Source organism: Pseudomonas sp. UBA6323 (assembly GCF_002439135.1).
GTDB lineage: Bacteria > Pseudomonadota > Gammaproteobacteria > Pseudomonadales > Pseudomonadaceae > Aquipseudomonas.
In genome coordinates, this window is sequence record NZ_DJSX01000076.1 from 1 (window position 1) to 14,961 (window position 14,961).

General features: G+C 67.0%; 16 protein-coding genes and 2 pseudogenes. 12 read left to right on the forward strand and 6 right to left on the reverse strand.

The genetic code is table 11. From position 1 onward, the window contains the following. The 7 genes from B3P22_RS18370 to B3P22_RS18400 all read left to right on the forward strand — a co-directional run. Positions 1–1,252: ParB family protein (locus B3P22_RS18370; RefSeq protein ID WP_296271975.1), on the forward strand; the 1,252-nt coding region annotated here is incomplete at its 5' end. Positions 1,253–1,269: 17 nt separating this feature from the next. Continuing rightward, on the forward strand, positions 1,270–1,830 hold the full coding sequence (locus tag B3P22_RS18375; protein ID WP_010792177.1) for a DUF2857 domain-containing protein: 561 nt from the start codon (positions 1,270–1,272) through the stop codon (positions 1,828–1,830). Positions 1,831–1,833: 3 nt separating this feature from the next. Then, positions 1,834–3,051, forward strand: coding sequence for an STY4528 family pathogenicity island replication protein (locus tag B3P22_RS18380; RefSeq protein WP_296271982.1), 1,218 nt, complete (start codon positions 1,834–1,836; stop codon positions 3,049–3,051). A 229-nt stretch (positions 3,052–3,280) separates the two neighbouring features. After that, positions 3,281–4,060, forward strand: coding sequence for a PFL_4669 family integrating conjugative element protein (locus B3P22_RS18385; RefSeq protein WP_003454895.1), 780 nt, complete (start codon positions 3,281–3,283; stop codon positions 4,058–4,060). Further along, entirely contained in the window at positions 4,057–4,608 is a 552-nt protein-coding gene (locus B3P22_RS18390) for a DUF3158 family protein (protein WP_003454894.1), read from the forward strand. The genes B3P22_RS18385 and B3P22_RS18390 overlap by 4 nt, the downstream gene beginning before the upstream one ends. Then, positions 4,605–5,054: a single-stranded DNA-binding protein gene (locus B3P22_RS18395; RefSeq protein WP_121495097.1), complete on the forward strand. Its 450-nt coding sequence runs from the start codon at positions 4,605–4,607 to the stop codon at positions 5,052–5,054. The genes B3P22_RS18390 and B3P22_RS18395 overlap by 4 nt, the downstream gene beginning before the upstream one ends. Positions 5,055–5,331: 277 nt before the next feature. After that, positions 5,332–7,347 (forward strand): DNA topoisomerase III, encoded by a 2,016-nt coding sequence (locus B3P22_RS18400; RefSeq protein ID WP_004265528.1) that lies wholly within the window; start codon positions 5,332–5,334, stop codon positions 7,345–7,347. Between the two features lie 522 nt (positions 7,348–7,869). Here B3P22_RS18400 and arsN2 read toward each other — a convergent pair. The 6 genes and pseudogenes from arsN2 to B3P22_RS18430 all read right to left on the reverse strand — a co-directional run bounded on the left by arsN2 (position 7,870) and on the right by B3P22_RS18430 (position 11,116). After that, positions 7,870–8,301, reverse strand: a complete 432-nt coding sequence (gene arsN2, locus B3P22_RS18405; RefSeq protein ID WP_419096444.1) for an arsenic resistance N-acetyltransferase ArsN2 — start codon at positions 8,299–8,301, stop codon at positions 7,870–7,872. Next, positions 8,302–8,700, reverse strand: a pseudogene (gene arsC, locus B3P22_RS18410) (arsenate reductase (glutaredoxin)); the annotation flags it as partial. After that, on the reverse strand, positions 8,697–9,788 hold the full coding sequence (arsB, locus tag B3P22_RS18415) for an ACR3 family arsenite efflux transporter (protein WP_121495099.1): 1,092 nt from the start codon (positions 9,786–9,788) through the stop codon (positions 8,697–8,699). The pseudogene arsC and the gene arsB, both read right to left, overlap by 4 nt. Positions 9,789–9,797: 9 nt before the next feature. Next, positions 9,798–10,295: an arsenate reductase ArsC gene (locus B3P22_RS18420; protein WP_121495100.1), complete on the reverse strand. Its 498-nt coding sequence runs from the start codon at positions 10,293–10,295 to the stop codon at positions 9,798–9,800. 12 nt (positions 10,296–10,307) lie between these two features. Further along, a pseudogene (locus B3P22_RS18425) lies at positions 10,308–10,773 on the reverse strand (ArsI/CadI family heavy metal resistance metalloenzyme). 13 nt (positions 10,774–10,786) lie between these two features. Then, on the reverse strand, positions 10,787–11,116 hold the full coding sequence (locus tag B3P22_RS18430) for an ArsR/SmtB family transcription factor (RefSeq protein WP_121495101.1): 330 nt from the start codon (positions 11,114–11,116) through the stop codon (positions 10,787–10,789). Between the two features lie 326 nt (positions 11,117–11,442). Here B3P22_RS18430 and B3P22_RS18435 point away from each other — a divergent pair, with 326 nt between their 5' ends. From B3P22_RS18435 to B3P22_RS18455, 5 genes are all read left to right on the forward strand, one after another. Then, positions 11,443–11,694, forward strand: coding sequence for a hypothetical protein (locus B3P22_RS18435; RefSeq protein WP_069352951.1), 252 nt, complete (start codon positions 11,443–11,445; stop codon positions 11,692–11,694). A 24-nt stretch (positions 11,695–11,718) separates the two neighbouring features. Further along, entirely contained in the window at positions 11,719–12,111 is a 393-nt protein-coding gene (locus tag B3P22_RS18440) for a hypothetical protein (protein WP_121495102.1), read from the forward strand. A 173-nt stretch (positions 12,112–12,284) separates the two neighbouring features. Beyond that, complete coding sequence (locus B3P22_RS18445; RefSeq protein WP_296272010.1) at positions 12,285–13,004, forward strand: hypothetical protein; 720 nt, start codon at positions 12,285–12,287, stop codon at positions 13,002–13,004. Between the two features lie 79 nt (positions 13,005–13,083). Next, positions 13,084–13,800 carry an ABC transporter substrate-binding protein gene (locus tag B3P22_RS18450; RefSeq protein ID WP_121495104.1) on the forward strand — a complete coding sequence of 239 codons (717 nt, stop codon included), beginning with the start codon at positions 13,084–13,086 and terminating at the stop codon, positions 13,798–13,800. A 290-nt stretch (positions 13,801–14,090) separates the two neighbouring features. Next, on the forward strand, positions 14,091–14,891 hold the full coding sequence (locus B3P22_RS18455; protein ID WP_296272012.1) for a GTPase: 801 nt from the start codon (positions 14,091–14,093) through the stop codon (positions 14,889–14,891). Positions 14,892–14,961 lie beyond the last annotated feature (70 nt).

A 14,961-nucleotide genomic window follows, 5' to 3' on the forward strand; every position in this document is an offset into this window, starting at 1 on the left:
CCGGCATCTGTCCGAGACCTGCCTGCGCTGCGGCCCGGCCTTCCGCGAGCGGGCCTTGGGCATCGAGAAGGCCCGCGGGTTGTACGAGCGGGAAAGCGGCCAGGCGCTGTCGCAAAGCGAACTCGCGCGGCGACTGACGGCCGACGGCTATCCGGTGCCGCAGTCACACATCAGCCGCATGAACGATGCGGTGCGCTATCTGCTGCCGGCGATCCCGACGCTGCTGTACGGCGGATTGGGCCGGCATCAGGTGGACCGGCTCGCGGTGCTGCGCAAGGCGTGCGAGCGCACCTGGGAGCGGCGTGCGCTGGGCCGGCCGCTGACCGTGGACTTCGCTTCGCTGTTTCAGGATGTGCTGTCGCAGTTCGACACGCAGCCGGAGGGCTTCTCGCCCCAGCGCGTGCAGGACGAACTGGTGGGTCAGATGGCCGAGCTGCTGGAAGCGGACTACGACACGCTGGCATTGGAGGTCGATGACAGCGAAAGCCGTCAGCGAGTATTGACCAGCGAGCCGGCCGCGCCGAACCCGGCAACGCCTGTCGCACCTGCGGCGCCAGCCATCACGCCGCAACTGTCGCCCGCGGCGCCAACGCCACGGGACACCTCGCCCGTCGCGCCACCGGCAGAGACACCCTCGGCACCACCTGCCGCTGCACCAAACGCCCGGGACGGGCAGCGCGACGAGCGCCTGCAGGGGCACATCGTGACGCCGGCCCCAACCACCGAGCGCCTGCAGTCCATCCAGCGGATGGTCGCGGATCAGCTCGGCGACAAGCTACCCGACTTCGAGGCAGATGCGCTGCGTGCGATCCCGGTGCAGGTTGGCGGGCTCTTTCCCATCTCGGATGTCTGGTACATCGAGCCGGGCCTGGACGTGCCGGATCGCCTGCGCGTGCATATCGCGCAGTTCGCTCGCGAGATCGCGGGGGAAGCGGCGGTGGGCGACCACATCGAAGCCAGCGATGGCGGCATCGGCTTCGTCTGCGTGACGCCGGCCGTGGGCCAGGCGAAGGCGCTCCCGGCGTTCGCGCGTGCGATGCTGACCCTGCTGCACGCGCTGAGCACCGCGCCGGCACCCGCGACCGGGCTGGACAGCGCGCGGCTGGCCGATGACCTTGGGCCGCTGCTGCATGGTCACGGCGGCTTGGTCACGCGCCTGAGCGATGCCGGGCTGGTAAAGCTGTTCCGTCTGCTGCGCCTGGCGCGTCGGCTGCTGGATCTGGAAGCCGGCGTAGCGAGCCAGGATTCCTGAGCGCAGGAGGCTCCCGTATGTCGGCACCGCACCCGCTCAACCAGGCCGTGATCGCCCAGGCCCTGCATGACCTGCGCAACGGCCAGTTGCGCCGCTGCAAGGCCATGGGCTTCGGCGAGGAGGAGCTGGATGCGCTGAAGCACCCAGAACTCGTGAGCATGCTGGTGAATGCCACGGTGTCGTGGTGTTCGGTGTCGGTGAACCGGGAAGTGTTGAAGCGGCTGCTGAGCCAGGTGCACGACGTGGAGCGGGAGATCGCCACGGTGGACCGCATGCTGCGCCTGGGGGCGAGCACGGAGATGGTCAGCAAGTTCTACGGCCTCACGCATCAGGAAGTGGCGCTGCGCCGCGACATCCTCGGGCTGCCCAAGCGTAAGGGTCGGCATCCGGTGCTCGACGAGGCGCAGGACGTGGCCCTGTGGGAACGCTGGAAGGCCGGCATCACGGAGCGGCACATCGCACTGAACGACGACATGGCGATGCTGGCGCTGACCATGGACCTGGCCGAGGCCATGACCCTGCCCATGTCGGTGATCTGGTCGGCGATACGGAACTGGGTCGACCAGGGGCTGGTGTAGGTCATGACGACGGGCGACGCTCCACGGCGTGATGGCCCGGTTGCGCTGTCGGCGTTGTTCGACGAGGCGCTGCGGCACCTTGAGCCGAAGGAACCGGCGCAGGGCACGGCGCCGAGCCAGGACTGCTTTCTCTACAGCGGCAACCGGCACGAGAGCGTGCCGCGCGCGTTGTTCTTCGACCGGCGCCTGACGCCGCTGGAGCGCAATGCCTGGCAGGTGTTCCGCCTGCAGCTCAACGACGACGGCGTGACCGCCTTTCCCACCTACGACCAGCTCCGCCCATATCTGGCGTCCATGCCCTGTGCGTCGCAAGCCTCGCACGAGACCGTGGCGCGCGCCTTGACGCTGCTGCGGCTGACGCGCTGGCTCAGCCTGGTGCGGCGGCGGCGCGATCCCAAGACCGGCCGTATCCAAGGCAACCTCTACGTGCTGCACGACGAACCGCTGTCGCCCTTCGAGGCGATGCAGCTCGACCCGGACTACCTGGGCCTGGTGAGCCAGGCGCTCACGCACGCGGCGAAGGCGGTGCAGGTCGTGGGCATGAACACGCTGCGGGAGATCGCCGAAGACCCGCTGCTCAGCGGGCGCACGCTGCCGACCCGCCTGCAAGTGCTGGCGCAGCGCATGGCGCGGCATGGCTGGACGACGCCAGGTTATCCACAGGAGGGTGCGGACCACGAATCCGAAGAAGGCCAGGAAGCCCTTCTTCGGAATGCTGCGCGCCCGTCTTCGGAATCCGAAGCAGGGCTGAAATCCGCGCCAGACGGCTCACTTCGGAATCCGAAGGAGGACCGTACTGTACGTATGGATCGTATAAATCAAGTACGTACAGTACCGCGCGCGAAGTCGTTGCAGCACCTGCGCCTGCCCGAGCGCCTGCTGCGCTTGAAGGACGAGCAGCAAAGCGGCGCGATGGTGGCCTTGCAGCAGGTGGACGAGTCGCTGCGGCAGGCGGTGTTGGACGAATGGGATGCGCGCTGCCGCAACAGCGCGGTACGCAACCCGGCCGGCTATCTGTTCGGCATTATCCAGAAGGCGATCCGCGGCGAGTTCAAGGCCTGGGCCGGCGAAGGCGGTTCGCCATCGACGCCGCCTGCGCCGCCGCCACGGCCAGCCGCACCGGCACCGTCTGCACCGCCACCGCCCGCGCCGAACGGCCCTGGCCGCGAGGCAGCGCGGGCCTACCTGGCGAAACTGCGTTCAACCCTGGGCGATTCCTGAGCAGCTATCCCCAGGGGATAGCTGGGACACGAAGCCTTCCAGGCATCGGCTTCGGTTCTGTCATGCGTCGCACGGTCGCAGCCCGGCGCGGACCTATCCCCTGGGGATAGACGGAACACGCGACCTTCCGGGGCGACAACCGGGAGCGCACCCGCTGCGGTTTGTTGACTGACGCCCTTCCGGGCGATGCCGATGCTGGCGGCTCGTTCCCGTACCGCGAGTCGTCACCATGGCCAATGAATCCCAGCCGCCCCTGCAGTTGAATCTCGGATCGCTGCGCAGCGCGATGTCGCTGACGCTGCACACCCACCACGCTTCACGCATCTGGCATGGCCGAGCGCCTGCCGAGGGCCGGCCCGGGATCATCGGCCTGAACGGCTACATCAGCGTGATGAACAAGATGAAGCGCGGCGCCGAGCAGGACGATCCCTACTCGGATTTCTGGATGCTGCGCATCGAGGACAAGCTGACGCAGACCAAGGACAGCTTGCAGGCGCTGCGTGAGCAGGTGGACCAGGCGCTGGCCGACGTGCCGCCCGCGCTGTCGCTGGGCGAGAACATGAACGTGCAGCCGGTGAAGCTGCCGCTGTTCGTCAATGCGCAGCTCGGCTTCATGGCGGTGTACCTGCTGGCCGACTACGACGACCTGGCCCGCAAGCTGATCCTCGCCCACCACACCGCGCTGATCGACCGCAGCACGCTGGAACGCTGGCTCAACGACGGCGCGCATGCGCTGCGCAGCCTGTTCTCGCTGGCACAGCAGTACCGCTACTCCGGCGCGACGCGCGACGACTTCGCCTCGAAGAACGCGGTGGCGCGGGCGGCGCTGGAGAAGTTCGGCGAGTTGCCGCAGGACGTGCTCGAAGGCACGCGCCGCTCGCGCTTTGCGCCACCGATCGCACGGCGGTCGGGCAAGCCTGGTACAGCCGCGGATGCCGCACCCAGCGCTGGCGCAGCCGACGTGGCGGACGACGACCACGACCATGACGGCGAAGGCACGAAGGCATGACAGCATCGTCTTCCACCGGCCAACCGGCGCGCTTCCTGCCGCTGGAACAGGCGGACTTCCAGCGCCTGGAACACGGCTCCTACCTAAAAGGCCTTTTACAGCCTTTTAAAGGTAAGGGGAGTCTGGAGGCCTGGGCCAACCAGTGCACGGCGCTGCGCGACGACTTAATCGGGCTGGCGCAGCGGCGCGTGCTGCAACAGGCGCGGGCCTACCCCTTCTCGCTGCTCGACGTGCAACTGGCCCAGCAGACCACTGGCGCAGGCACGACCTTCCTGCGCTGGCGCAACCACGACCGTTCTTCCATGGGCGTGGCGCTGTGGGAATCGCTGCTCGACCGCCCGGCGACGCCGGCCTCGCTGATCGACGACCTGTACGCGATGGAGCTGCAGCGCATCGCTTTGAACATGCAGATCAGCCTCCTTCACACGCTGGGCCGCCAGGCCCAGGAGTGCGCCAGCAAGGCCGCGCAGGCCGAAGCGGCTTACCTGCGACGTGTCCACGGGCATGCCGCGTCGGTTCCATCCACCACCCCCAAGGAGTCTCCATGAGCACGCACTTCGTCGGCGAGGGCAACATCGGTTCCGCGCCGGACTATCGCGAATTCCCTAACGGCAACGACGAGCCGCGCCGGCTGCTGCGCCTGAACGTCTACTTCGACAACCCGATCCCAAAGAAGGACGGTGAATTCGAGGACCGCGGCGGCTTCTGGGCGCCGGTGGAGCTGTGGCACCGCGACGCCGACCACTGGAAAGACCTGTACCAGAAGGGCATGCGCGTGCTGGTAGAAGGCCGCACGGTGAAGGACGAGTGGGAGGACACCGACGACAACGAGCGCACGACCTTCAAGATCGAGGCCCGCCGCATCGGCATTCTGCCGTACCGCATCCAGGCCGTGACCCTCAGCGCCAGGACGCTGGAACCCGAGGCCGCAGTACCGCCGCCGAAGGAGACCAAGGGGACGAAGGCGCCGAAGGAAACCAAGGCCAAGGGCTGATTCCCCGCAGGGGGCGGCTGTAGCAACCGTCAGACGCCCGCCATGCACCAGCTATCCCCAGGGGATAGCTCCAGGGTGTTCCACCGGGTTCCAGCCGCCCTCCCGAAACGACGCTCCCGCTGCGCCAGCCGTTGCGGCTTCGCGCATGCCGCTGCGGCAACGCATCGCCTGCCGATCACAAAGCGGTGTCTGCGCCAATCGGCTTCCTTGCTGCCGTCATCCGCTGGCCCGGCCAAGCTGGGGCCATCCGATGACCGCACACTTCCAAGGAGGCTTCATGCGCGTGTTCCTGTGCGAGAAGCCGTCCCAGGGCAAGGACATCGCCCGTGTGCTGGGCGCCGGCCAACGCGGCAACGGCTGCTACAGCGGTGCGGGTGTCGTCGTGACCTGGTGCATCGGTCATCTGGTCGAAGCGGTTCCGCCCGAAGGCTACGGCGAGCAGTACAAGCGCTGGGGCATCGAGCAACTGCCTATTCTTCCTGAGCGTTGGCGTGTCGAGCCCAAGGCGGCGACCGCGGCGCAGTTCAAGGTCGTGCAGCAGCTCGTCGCCAAGGCGGGCGAACTGGTGATCGCGACCGACGCCGACCGCGAGGGCGAGATGATTGCCCGCGAGATCATCGAGCTGTGCGGCTACCGCGGCCCGATCCAGCGCCTGTGGCTGTCGGCGCTCAACGATGCGTCGATCCGCAAGGCCCTGGGCACGCTCAAGCCGTCCGCCGAGACGCTGCCGCTTTACTTCTCCGCGCTCGCCCGATCGCGTGCCGACTGGCTGATCGGGATGAACCTGAGCCGCCTGTTCACGTTGCTCGGGCGCCAGGCCGGCTACACCGGCGTGCTGTCGGTCGGGCGCGTGCAGACACCGACGCTCAAGCTGGTGGTGGACCGTGACCGCGAGATCGCGCGTTTCGTTTCGGTGCCGTTCTGGGCCATCGAGGTTGCACTCTCACATGCGGGCCAGTCCTTCGTCGCAAGCTGGACGCCGCCGCAGGGCAGCACCGACGACGCCGGCCGCTGCCTGCAACAGCCGGTGGCGCAGCAGGCTGCCGAGCGCCTGCGCGCGGCCGGTGCCGCCCAGGTGCTGTCGGTGGAAACAGAGCGCGTGCGCGAAGGGCCGCCGCTGCCGTTCGACCTCGGCACGCTGCAGGAGGTGTGCTCGAAGCAGTTGGGTCTGGACGTGCAGGAGACGCTGGACATTGCCCAGGCGCTGTACGAGACGCACAAGGCGACCACCTATCCGCGCTCGGACTCAGGCTACCTGCCCGAGAGTATGTTGGCCGAGGTGCCCACCGTACTCGACAGCCTGCTCAAGACCGACCCCGGCCTGCGCCCGCTGATCGACCGCCTGGATCGCCAGCAGCGTTCGCGGGCCTGGAACGACGGCAAGGTCACGGCGCACCACGGCATCATTCCCACGCTGGAACCGGCGAACCTCTCGGCGATGAGCGACAAGGAGCTGGCCGTCTACAGGCTGATCCGCGCCCACTACCTCGCGCAGTTCCTGCCGCACCACGAATTCGACCGGACGGTGGCGCAGCTTACGTGCGGCGGGCAGTCGCTGGTCGCGGTCGGTAAGCAGATCGCGGTGGCCGGATGGCGCCAGGTACTGGCGGCGCCGGAGCCCGACGACGCGGACGGCGAGGAAGCGCAGCGCGGCCAGGTGCTGCCGGCGCTGCGTGCTGGAGCTTCCTGCCAGGTCGGCCAGGTCGATCTGAAGGCGTTGAAGACGCTGCCGCCCAAGCCCTACACGCAGGGCGAGCTGGTCAAAGCCATGAAGGGCGTCGCCAAGCTCGTGACCGACCCACGCCTGAAGCAGAAGCTCAAGGACACCACGGGCATCGGCACCGAGGCCACGCGCGCCAACGTCATCAGCGCCTTGCTGGCACGCGGCTATCTTGTGAAGAAGGGCCGTGCCATCCGCGCATCGGATGCGGCTTTCACGCTGATCGACGCGGTGCCGGCGGCCATCGCCGATCCGGGCACGACGGCGGTGTGGGAGCAGGCGCTGGACATGATCGAGGCCGGCCAGATGACGCTGGACACCTTCATCGCCAAGCAATCGGCCTGGGTCGCCCAGCTCGTGCAGCAGTACCGCGGCGCAACGCTCCCCCTCAAGCTGCCGCCCGCGCCGAGCTGCCCGCAGTGCGGCGCCCCGATGCGCCAGCGCACTGGCAAGAACGGCGCGTTCTGGTCGTGCAGCCGCTACCCGGACTGCAAGGGCACGGAGCCGGTCGAAACCGCGACAGGCAAGCCCGCAGCGCCAAGCCCGCGGCGTCGGTCTCCGAAGGCGAGCTGACGCCCACGTTTCCCTCTGCCACGCCGGCTGCTGCCGACGGCGGGGCAAACTTCCCGCACCCCGCGGGACTCCCCAGCGCGCGTTCCCTTCTGCAACGGTGTGCGCGTCCTGCAGGCCCATCACGGCCTGCTGGGCGAGAAGGTCATTTCTCCCCGGATCGCGTTCGCCGCGGTTCCCCTGATCGAGGTGCTTCCGCCGATACGCGAGCGGTCTCCTGACGCCTTGGTGTGCAAAACTGCGAGGCGCCAGGAGACCGCTTGCGGTCGTCGGTATTCGGTGCCGGTGCCCGCCGGCGGAACAACGGGCTCCCTTTGTGTGTGGATGCACGCCAGAGGATTCCGGCCCCCAGCCACGAAACGGGCCGGGTGAGATTGCTGACGCAGCGAATGGCTTTGACGACGGCCTGGCCTGCAACAGCCCACAGGTGGTTTGCTTCCTCTCCAGCCGAAGGTCTGCGTGACCTTCGGCGCTTGTTCCATCTACGGATTCATCCCCGCCCCGGCACAGTCTTGCGAGACTGCATCACAACGTCATGCGGCGGTTGAGCAGCGCAGCACTCGAAGGACACAGGCTCGCGGCCTGCCGTGTGGCAAGGATCGCCGCCGGCGCGGCAGTGCGCTCCGCAGGCTTGAAGCCCGCACGCTCGAAGAACGGCGCTGCCGTCGTCGTCAGCAACCAGGCTTGGCGTCCGCCTTCATCGAAGGCGCGGCGCAGCAACAGCGCGAGCATGCCGCTGCCGATGCCGCGATGGCGTGCTTGTGGCAGCACCACCAGGGAGCGCACCAGCACGTCCTGGCCCGTGTGCTCGAAGCCGCCGAAGCCCATGCGCTCACCTGACACGGTGGCATAGGCGAAGAAGCGACGCCCCGGCTCGGTCAGGTCGTCGGTGGGAAGACCGGCCTCGTGCAGCGCCAGCGCAAGGTCCGGATCGCTGCCGGCGATCGGCGTGTCCACCAGGAGCGTCGCGCCGTCTTCCTTCCAAATCTCACCCGCCGGTCGCTGCGGCAGCAGCTCGATCACCATGTCCGAAGGGCGACACAGCCGCGCGCCCAAGGGAGACACCACGATGGGCCGATTGATGAGGATCGGGTGCGCCAGCATCTGGTCGATCAACTGGTCGTCGCTCCAATGCGCTGCATCCAGGTTCGGTTCCTTGTAGGGCGTTCCCTTGACGCGCAAGACGTCCCGCACGCGCATGCCCATCCGCGCAATCAGCGCCTTCAAGGTCTCGCGGTCGGGCGGTGCTTTCACGTACTCGATGACTGTGGGCTCGATGCCGCTGGCGCGGATCAGCGCCAGCGTGTTGCGCGACGTGCCGCAGTCCGGGTTGTGGTAGATCGTGACGGTGCTCATGCCGGATGCCTCACTACATTGCGCGGGGCCTGTTCGTACCAGTCGCGGGTACGGTTGACTACGCGCACCACCAGCAGCATCACCGGCACCTCGATCAGCACGCCGACCACGGTGGCCAGCGCGGCGCCAGAGTGGAAGCCGAACAGACTGATGGCGGCCGCCACGGCCAGCTCGAAGAAGTTGGAGGCACCGATCAGCGCGGAGGGACAGGCGATGTTGTGCTTCTCGCCGACACGGCGGTTGAGCCAGTAGGCCAGGCCGGAATTGAAGAACACCTGGATCAGGATCGGCACGGCTAGCATGGCGATGACCAGCGGCTGCTGCAGGATGGCCTGGCCCTGGAAGGCGAACAGCAGCACCAGGGTCAACAGCAGCGCGGCGATGGACAGTGGGCCGATGCGTTCCAGCGCTCGGTCGAACACAGCCTGTCCACGACGCAGCAGCGAGCGGCGCCATACCTGGGCGATGATGACCGGGATGACGATGTAGAGCACCACCGAGATCAGCAGCGTGTTCCACGGCACGACGATCGAGGACAGGCCGAGCAGCAGGGCGACGATGGGCGCGAAGGCGAACACCATGATGGTGTCGTTCAAGGCCACCTGCGACAGCGTGAACATCGGATCGCCGCCGGTCAGCCGGCTCAAGACGAACACCATCGCCGTGCAGGGCGCGGCGGCCAGCAGGATCAGGCCGGCGACGTAGCTGTCGAGCTGGTCGGCCGGGAGCCAGTCGGCGAAGACGTGGCGGATGAACAGCCAGGCCAGCAGCGCCATCGAGAACGGCTTGACCGCCCAATTGACGAACAGCGTCACGCCGATGCCGCGCCAATGCTGGCGGACCTGGCCGAGCGCGCCGAAGTCCACCTTGAGCAGCATGGGGATCACCATGATCCAGATCAGCAGGCCAACCGGGAGGTTGACTTGGGCCACTTCCATGCGGCCGACGGCCTGGAATGCGCCGGGCGCGAACTGGCCCAGGGCGATGCCGGCGACGATGCACAGCAGCACCCACACCGTCAGGTAGCGCTCGAAGATGCTCATCGAGAACGATGGCGTGGCGGCAACGGCTTCGGTCTGTACGGCCATCGCGCTACCTCACTGCTTGCCGATGGCGCGCAGCTCGTGCTGCAGCGACATGGCATCGAGCCGTTGGAGCGGCAGCGACAGGAACAGCTCGATGCGACGCTTGAGCGTCAACGCAGCGTCCATGAACGCCTTGCGCTGCTGTTCCTCGCTGCCTTCGACGGCGGCCGGATCGGGCACGCCCCAATGGGCCGAGACCGGCTTGCCCGGCCAGACGGGGCACACCTCGCCGGCGGCGTTGTCGCAGACGGTGAAGATGAAATCGAACACCGGCGCGCCGGGCGCCACGAATTCGTCCCAGCTCTTGCTGCAGAAGCCGGTCGTCGGCAGGTGCAGGCGCTCCAGCGTGGCGAGCGCCAGCGGATGGACTTCGCCCTTGGGGTGGCTCCCTGCCGAATAGGCGCGGAACCGCCCTTGGCCCAGCTCGTCGAGGATGCCTTCCGCCAGGATGGAACGCGCCGAATTGCCGGTGCAGATGAACAGCGCGTTGTAGGTTTTTTCCGTTGTCATGCGCGCCTCGCGTCAGCAGCAGGAAGAAGCCTGCTTCGCGGTAGCCCGGCTATCCCTCGGCGCGCAGCAGGCCGGAGCGGTGCCCGGCGCGGGCTGCGGCGCTTCGTTGAATACGGGGATGCTGCCCAGCTTGTGGAAGTGCTCCCAGGCCACGCCTTGCGGGTCGGTGATCCAGTGCTTCTCGCTGCGCGCGTAGCAGCAGGTCGTGGTGCCTTCGTCGAGCAGCGCCATGTCGGCGGCCCTTCGCGCGGGCTTTCACGGCAGCGAGTTCGTCGGCATCGTCGGTCTGGATGCCCAGGTGGTCGATGCCCGGCTTGCTGCCGCGCGTGGAGATGGCGAAGTTGACCGGCGGGTCTTCGAGCATCCACTTCGCGTAGTCGGTCTCGATGCGTGCCGGCTGCGCAGCGAACAGTTGGGAATAGAAGCCGATGCTGCGGTCCAGGTCATCGACATGCAGGTGGACGTGAAAGCGTTTCATGGAAAGGTTCCTTTCAGCAGGTGGTGCAGGCGCGGGTGGATTCGTTGGCCTCGCACACGCCGCCTTGGCAGCAGTGCTCGGTCAGGTAGCCGAGCAGCCCATTCATGTGGGCCAAGTCGGCGCGGTAGATCAGGTTGCGGCCCTGCTGTTCGATGCTGACCAGGCCGGCATGGGCCAGCTCCTTCAGGTGGAAGGACAGCGTGTTGCGGGCCACGTCGAGCTGGTCGGCCAGGACGCTGGGCGTGAGCCCTTCGGGGCCGGCGACGACCAGGGCGCGGAACACGCGGAGGCGCTGGGTGTGAGCCAGGGCGCCCAGGGAGGAAATGGCTTGGGTCTCGTTCATTGTTCAACGATACAACATTTATCGAATCATTGAACAACACCCAGCAGCAATCAGGGACGAGGCGGGAACCGATTCCCCCGTGACGCAGAACGTGCCCCAACGTGATGCTTTGCGGCACGTGTTGCTGACCTGATCAGCACATGCCAGCAGCCTGGGTCTTTCGGCTGCCGCGGGAATCCTCTCGCGCGACCCACCAGTCCGCTTCGCATCGACCACCGCGGACGGGCGTTTCACGACGCCGATGCCGTTCATGTTCAACCCTTCGGGAGTCTTCCGCTCCCGTCAGGGCGTGGTGCTCCCGGTCTTTCAACCACCAGGAGAAAACCATGTCCCTTGCGTTCGCATCGGCGCTCTTGAGCGCTGAACAGGCCCGCGCCGAATCCATCGGCTACCAGGCCCTGGCCTACGTCGGCAAGCGCCTGCCCCTGCAGGTGCTTTGCAGCGCAGCCGGCCACTACATCGGCACCGCCGATGCGGACGGCCCGGTCTCGCGCGAGTCGGTCAGCTACTTCCGCTCGCACCACGCCGCCGACCACGCCCTGAAAACGGGCCGCTGGCAGCAGCGCCTCAACCCGTGATTCCAAACATCTGGAGCCCATGTCATGAACCGTGCCCTGCCTCAAGAGGTACTTGATCAGATCGAGCTGGAACACCAGCACTTCGCCGCCGCGCCCCAAGCCTTCTTCGAGGCGTGGAAGCGCGGCGTCAACATCGCCGGTGCCGAATGGTTCGGCGACGGCACCCGCGAGGGCCTGCAGCGTGCCACCACCAAGTGTGATCTGCGGCCCAAGCTGCTGATGCTCAACGACGCCCTCGGCGTCCTGAGCAGCGGCCAGCGGATGTTCCTGTCCGCGATGGTGAGCTTCTACAACGCCCGCGAGGGCGGCGCGATGCTCAAGCGTTGCGGCTTCGAGGGTCTGTCCGACCTGGGCGGCCTCGATCTGGAACGGCGCAAGGTCATCGCCGACCTGACGCTCAACTACAACGGCTGGTGAGCCGCGCTGCGGCGCACCGACGTTCTTTTCTTCCGACCCCACGAGGGCATGCGTCCCGCCAGGGGCCATGTCCCTCCTTCCACCCGGAGCCCTTGCGGCCTCGGGATGTCCCTGCGGATGCCTTCGTCCGCCAGGGGCGAGGGCTCCGCGCCTTTAATCGCAAGCAGTCCTTCATGGCCAACACCTACTCCGACGCCACCGGCGTCCTCATTCTCGACCGGGTGACGCCGGTCATCTCCGCGTTGTTCGGCGCCTTTCGCCCCGATGCGAGCTATCCCGGCAACGGGAAGACTTATATCGCTCGCCTCGCCGAGATCAACGATCCGCAATGGAGCGACGTGCTCGACGGTCTGCTGACGCTGGCCGCTCAGCTCGATCTGCCCGCACCGGACGACGCCGAAGGCGAGGATGGCGAAGACCGTGACGCCGAACTGTCGATGCCTGTCCTTATCGACCTGATCGCCCCGCACTTCGGCGCCGACCAGAACCAAGACCTCGCCAATCTCATCGAGCACCACCCGTTTGAGGGCAGCGCAGACCTCGACGCGCTGTTCCTGATCGGCACGTGCTTCGACGACGGCCATCACCTGGTCGCCATCCAGCTCGAAGGATGCTGGCGTTGCAGCCGCCCACGGCTTTTCGAGTTCGGCGGGCATGGTTGCTTCATCAGCCGCGAGCTGACGGTATCGAGCGAATCCACGCATGCGCTGCAACTCGGCGCGGAACTGCGCACCGCAATCCTGGCCGGCGACCTTGCGGCGGCGGCCAACCGAATTGCCAACGAAACGCTGGCGCTTCTGGCGGCCATCACCGACGACCAGGTTCGCGCACGCCTGCGCAGAACCGTCGCTGACCGCCTGCTCACCGACCCGTCCTCCGCCGCTGCCGGCTGACCGCGGCCACTTTATCCACCCGCTGGGGTTCAATCCCCAGCAGGGGATTGCCTCGGCCATCCTCTGCTGGAGAAATCCCATGTCCTACTCGAACAACAATCCCTTTGTCCGTGGCTACGACGGCCTGTCCGTCCAGCGGCTGATTGCCATCTCCTACGACGACGATTGCCCGCTGACCTACCTGCCGCTGCATCCTTCGCAGTCGAATCTGCCGGACAGCCAGCTCGAACGGCGGGCCTGCATCTTCTCGGACGACTTCGTGCTGATTACCGAGGACCCGGCGGTCCCCGATGAATTGCAGGCGCAATGCCCCAGCCACGGGCTCGCGCGCAACGTGGTCTACGCCGTCATGGCCCAGGAAGAAGGCAAGCCGCTGCACGTCGGCGATACCTACTCCGACGAAGCCGCACGCGAGGTAATGCGGCGCCTGCGCTATGAAACCGGCTTCTACAGCCGGTGCTGCGAGATCAGCAGCGGGCACCTCGACACCGAGGCTCATCGCTTCCTCGCCGAGCTGGCGGACATCGCCACGCCGACGCTTTTCCTGTTCATCGCTTTCCGCATCCCGTACAGCCCGGCAATCGGCGTGAAGCTGATCGCCACGCCCTGGACCGACGAGAACCTGCGCGCGGTCGAAGGCATCACGGCCAAGCGGCTGATGCAGGAGCACCGCAAGAAGGGCATGCCGGAATCCTTGATGCAGGTGCTGCACCTGGCCGCGCTCGCCGACGTGCGCATGCTGGTCTTCGATGCCGATGCGCAGGTGCTGGACGGACTGCCGATCTACGACGACTGACACCACCTCACGAGCCTCCACGCGGGGCTCGTTCTCTTGGGGAAGTCGGTGGCGGCGCAGTGCCGATTCCCTCGCGACGCTGGCCTGCGTCTGCCGCACGCTGATCGCATGTTCGCTGGCGTTGCCGGCAAGCATGCCCAGGCAGTCGAGACTTTCGAGGCTGCGGTGCGGTTCGCCGCGCTGGTTGTTTTTCCTTCCCCGGGGCGCATGTCGCGTCCATCCACCTCACCCCAAGGGACACACCTCCCTTGCGGGCGGGAGTTCCTTGGATTGCCACAAGGAGCTTCCCAATGAATACCCAAGCCATCCGTGCACAGATGACGACGCTGGTTCGCGGCCACGTGCCTTCCAACGTCCGCAGCTTCAAGTTCAACATCTTCGATGGTCAGCCCAAGGTTTCGACGCTGGGCTTCCACGTCGATCCCAAGCCTTTCGAGGGCAAGGTCATCGCCACCACCGACGAGGCCATCGTCGTCAAGACGGGGCGGGCCGAGTTCGCCGTGCTCGACAAGGCGCTCGTCACCGACGTGCCCGACGAGGGCGCCAAGGTGCAGGTCGAACCCTATGTCAGACGCCGCTTCGACGGTCAGCGGGCGGACACGCCCGAAGAGCAGACCGAGTTCACCGCCGACGGCCAGCCCTACACGGTGAAGCGGTTCGTGCTCGGTTCCGCACCGGCGAAGCTGCCGATCCCCGAGCCGCGCTGCCCCGAGCTGCAGGAACTGGTCGACCAACTGGAGCAGTTGCCCGCTCCCGACGGCTTCCGGCGCATCACCCACATGCTGGTGGATGCCGGTGCGCGGGACATCACCTGGGTCGATCCGCTGCCCGCCGACATCATCCGCACGCCGCCGGCCATCGGCTTCACCGTCGCCACGATGAAGTTCCAGGGTTGCGTCACCGTGCTGTATGAGCGTGGCCTCGACCTCTACGCGGTGGAGCTGCGCCGCGACGGCGAGCTGATTGAACGGGTCGATGAGGTGTTCTTCGACACCCTCGGCGAGACGCTGGAACGGCTGATCGACGACGGGAGCTGGCGCCGCATCCGAGTGCAGTGCCTGTTGTCGGGTCGCAAGGCTGTCCGGCACTGATCTCCCAGCAGCTTCCCGCCTTCGCGGCGGGAAGCCTCTCTTCCTGCATCCCTGGAGATCACACCCATGA

Bases quoted from the DNA above. Each gene is read 5' to 3' on its own strand.
- B3P22_RS18435 (WP_069352951.1), top strand. From the start codon at position 11,443: ATGTCCCTTGCGTTCGCATCGGCGCTCTTGAGCGCTGAACAGGCCCGC.
- B3P22_RS18385 (WP_003454895.1), top strand. From the start codon at position 3,281: ATGGCCAATGAATCCCAGCCGCCCCTGCAGTTGAATCTCGGATCGCTG.
- B3P22_RS18455 (WP_296272012.1), top strand. From the start codon at position 14,091: ATGAATACCCAAGCCATCCGTGCACAGATGACGACGCTGGTTCGCGGC.
- B3P22_RS18395 (WP_121495097.1), top strand. From the start codon at position 4,605: ATGAGCACGCACTTCGTCGGCGAGGGCAACATCGGTTCCGCGCCGGAC.
- B3P22_RS18450 (WP_121495104.1), top strand. From the start codon at position 13,084: ATGTCCTACTCGAACAACAATCCCTTTGTCCGTGGCTACGACGGCCTG.
- arsB (WP_121495099.1), bottom strand. From the start codon at position 9,788: ATGGCCGTACAGACCGAAGCCGTTGCCGCCACGCCATCGTTCTCGATG.
- B3P22_RS18430 (WP_121495101.1), bottom strand. From the start codon at position 11,116: ATGAACGAGACCCAAGCCATTTCCTCCCTGGGCGCCCTGGCTCACACC.
- B3P22_RS18420 (WP_121495100.1), bottom strand. From the start codon at position 10,295: ATGACAACGGAAAAAACCTACAACGCGCTGTTCATCTGCACCGGCAAT.
- B3P22_RS18375 (WP_010792177.1), top strand. From the start codon at position 1,270: ATGTCGGCACCGCACCCGCTCAACCAGGCCGTGATCGCCCAGGCCCTG.
- B3P22_RS18390 (WP_003454894.1), top strand. From the start codon at position 4,057: ATGACAGCATCGTCTTCCACCGGCCAACCGGCGCGCTTCCTGCCGCTG.
- B3P22_RS18440 (WP_121495102.1), top strand. From the start codon at position 11,719: ATGAACCGTGCCCTGCCTCAAGAGGTACTTGATCAGATCGAGCTGGAA.
- B3P22_RS18400 (WP_004265528.1), top strand. From the start codon at position 5,332: ATGCGCGTGTTCCTGTGCGAGAAGCCGTCCCAGGGCAAGGACATCGCC.
- B3P22_RS18445 (WP_296272010.1), top strand. From the start codon at position 12,285: ATGGCCAACACCTACTCCGACGCCACCGGCGTCCTCATTCTCGACCGG.
- B3P22_RS18380 (WP_296271982.1), top strand. From the start codon at position 1,834: ATGACGACGGGCGACGCTCCACGGCGTGATGGCCCGGTTGCGCTGTCG.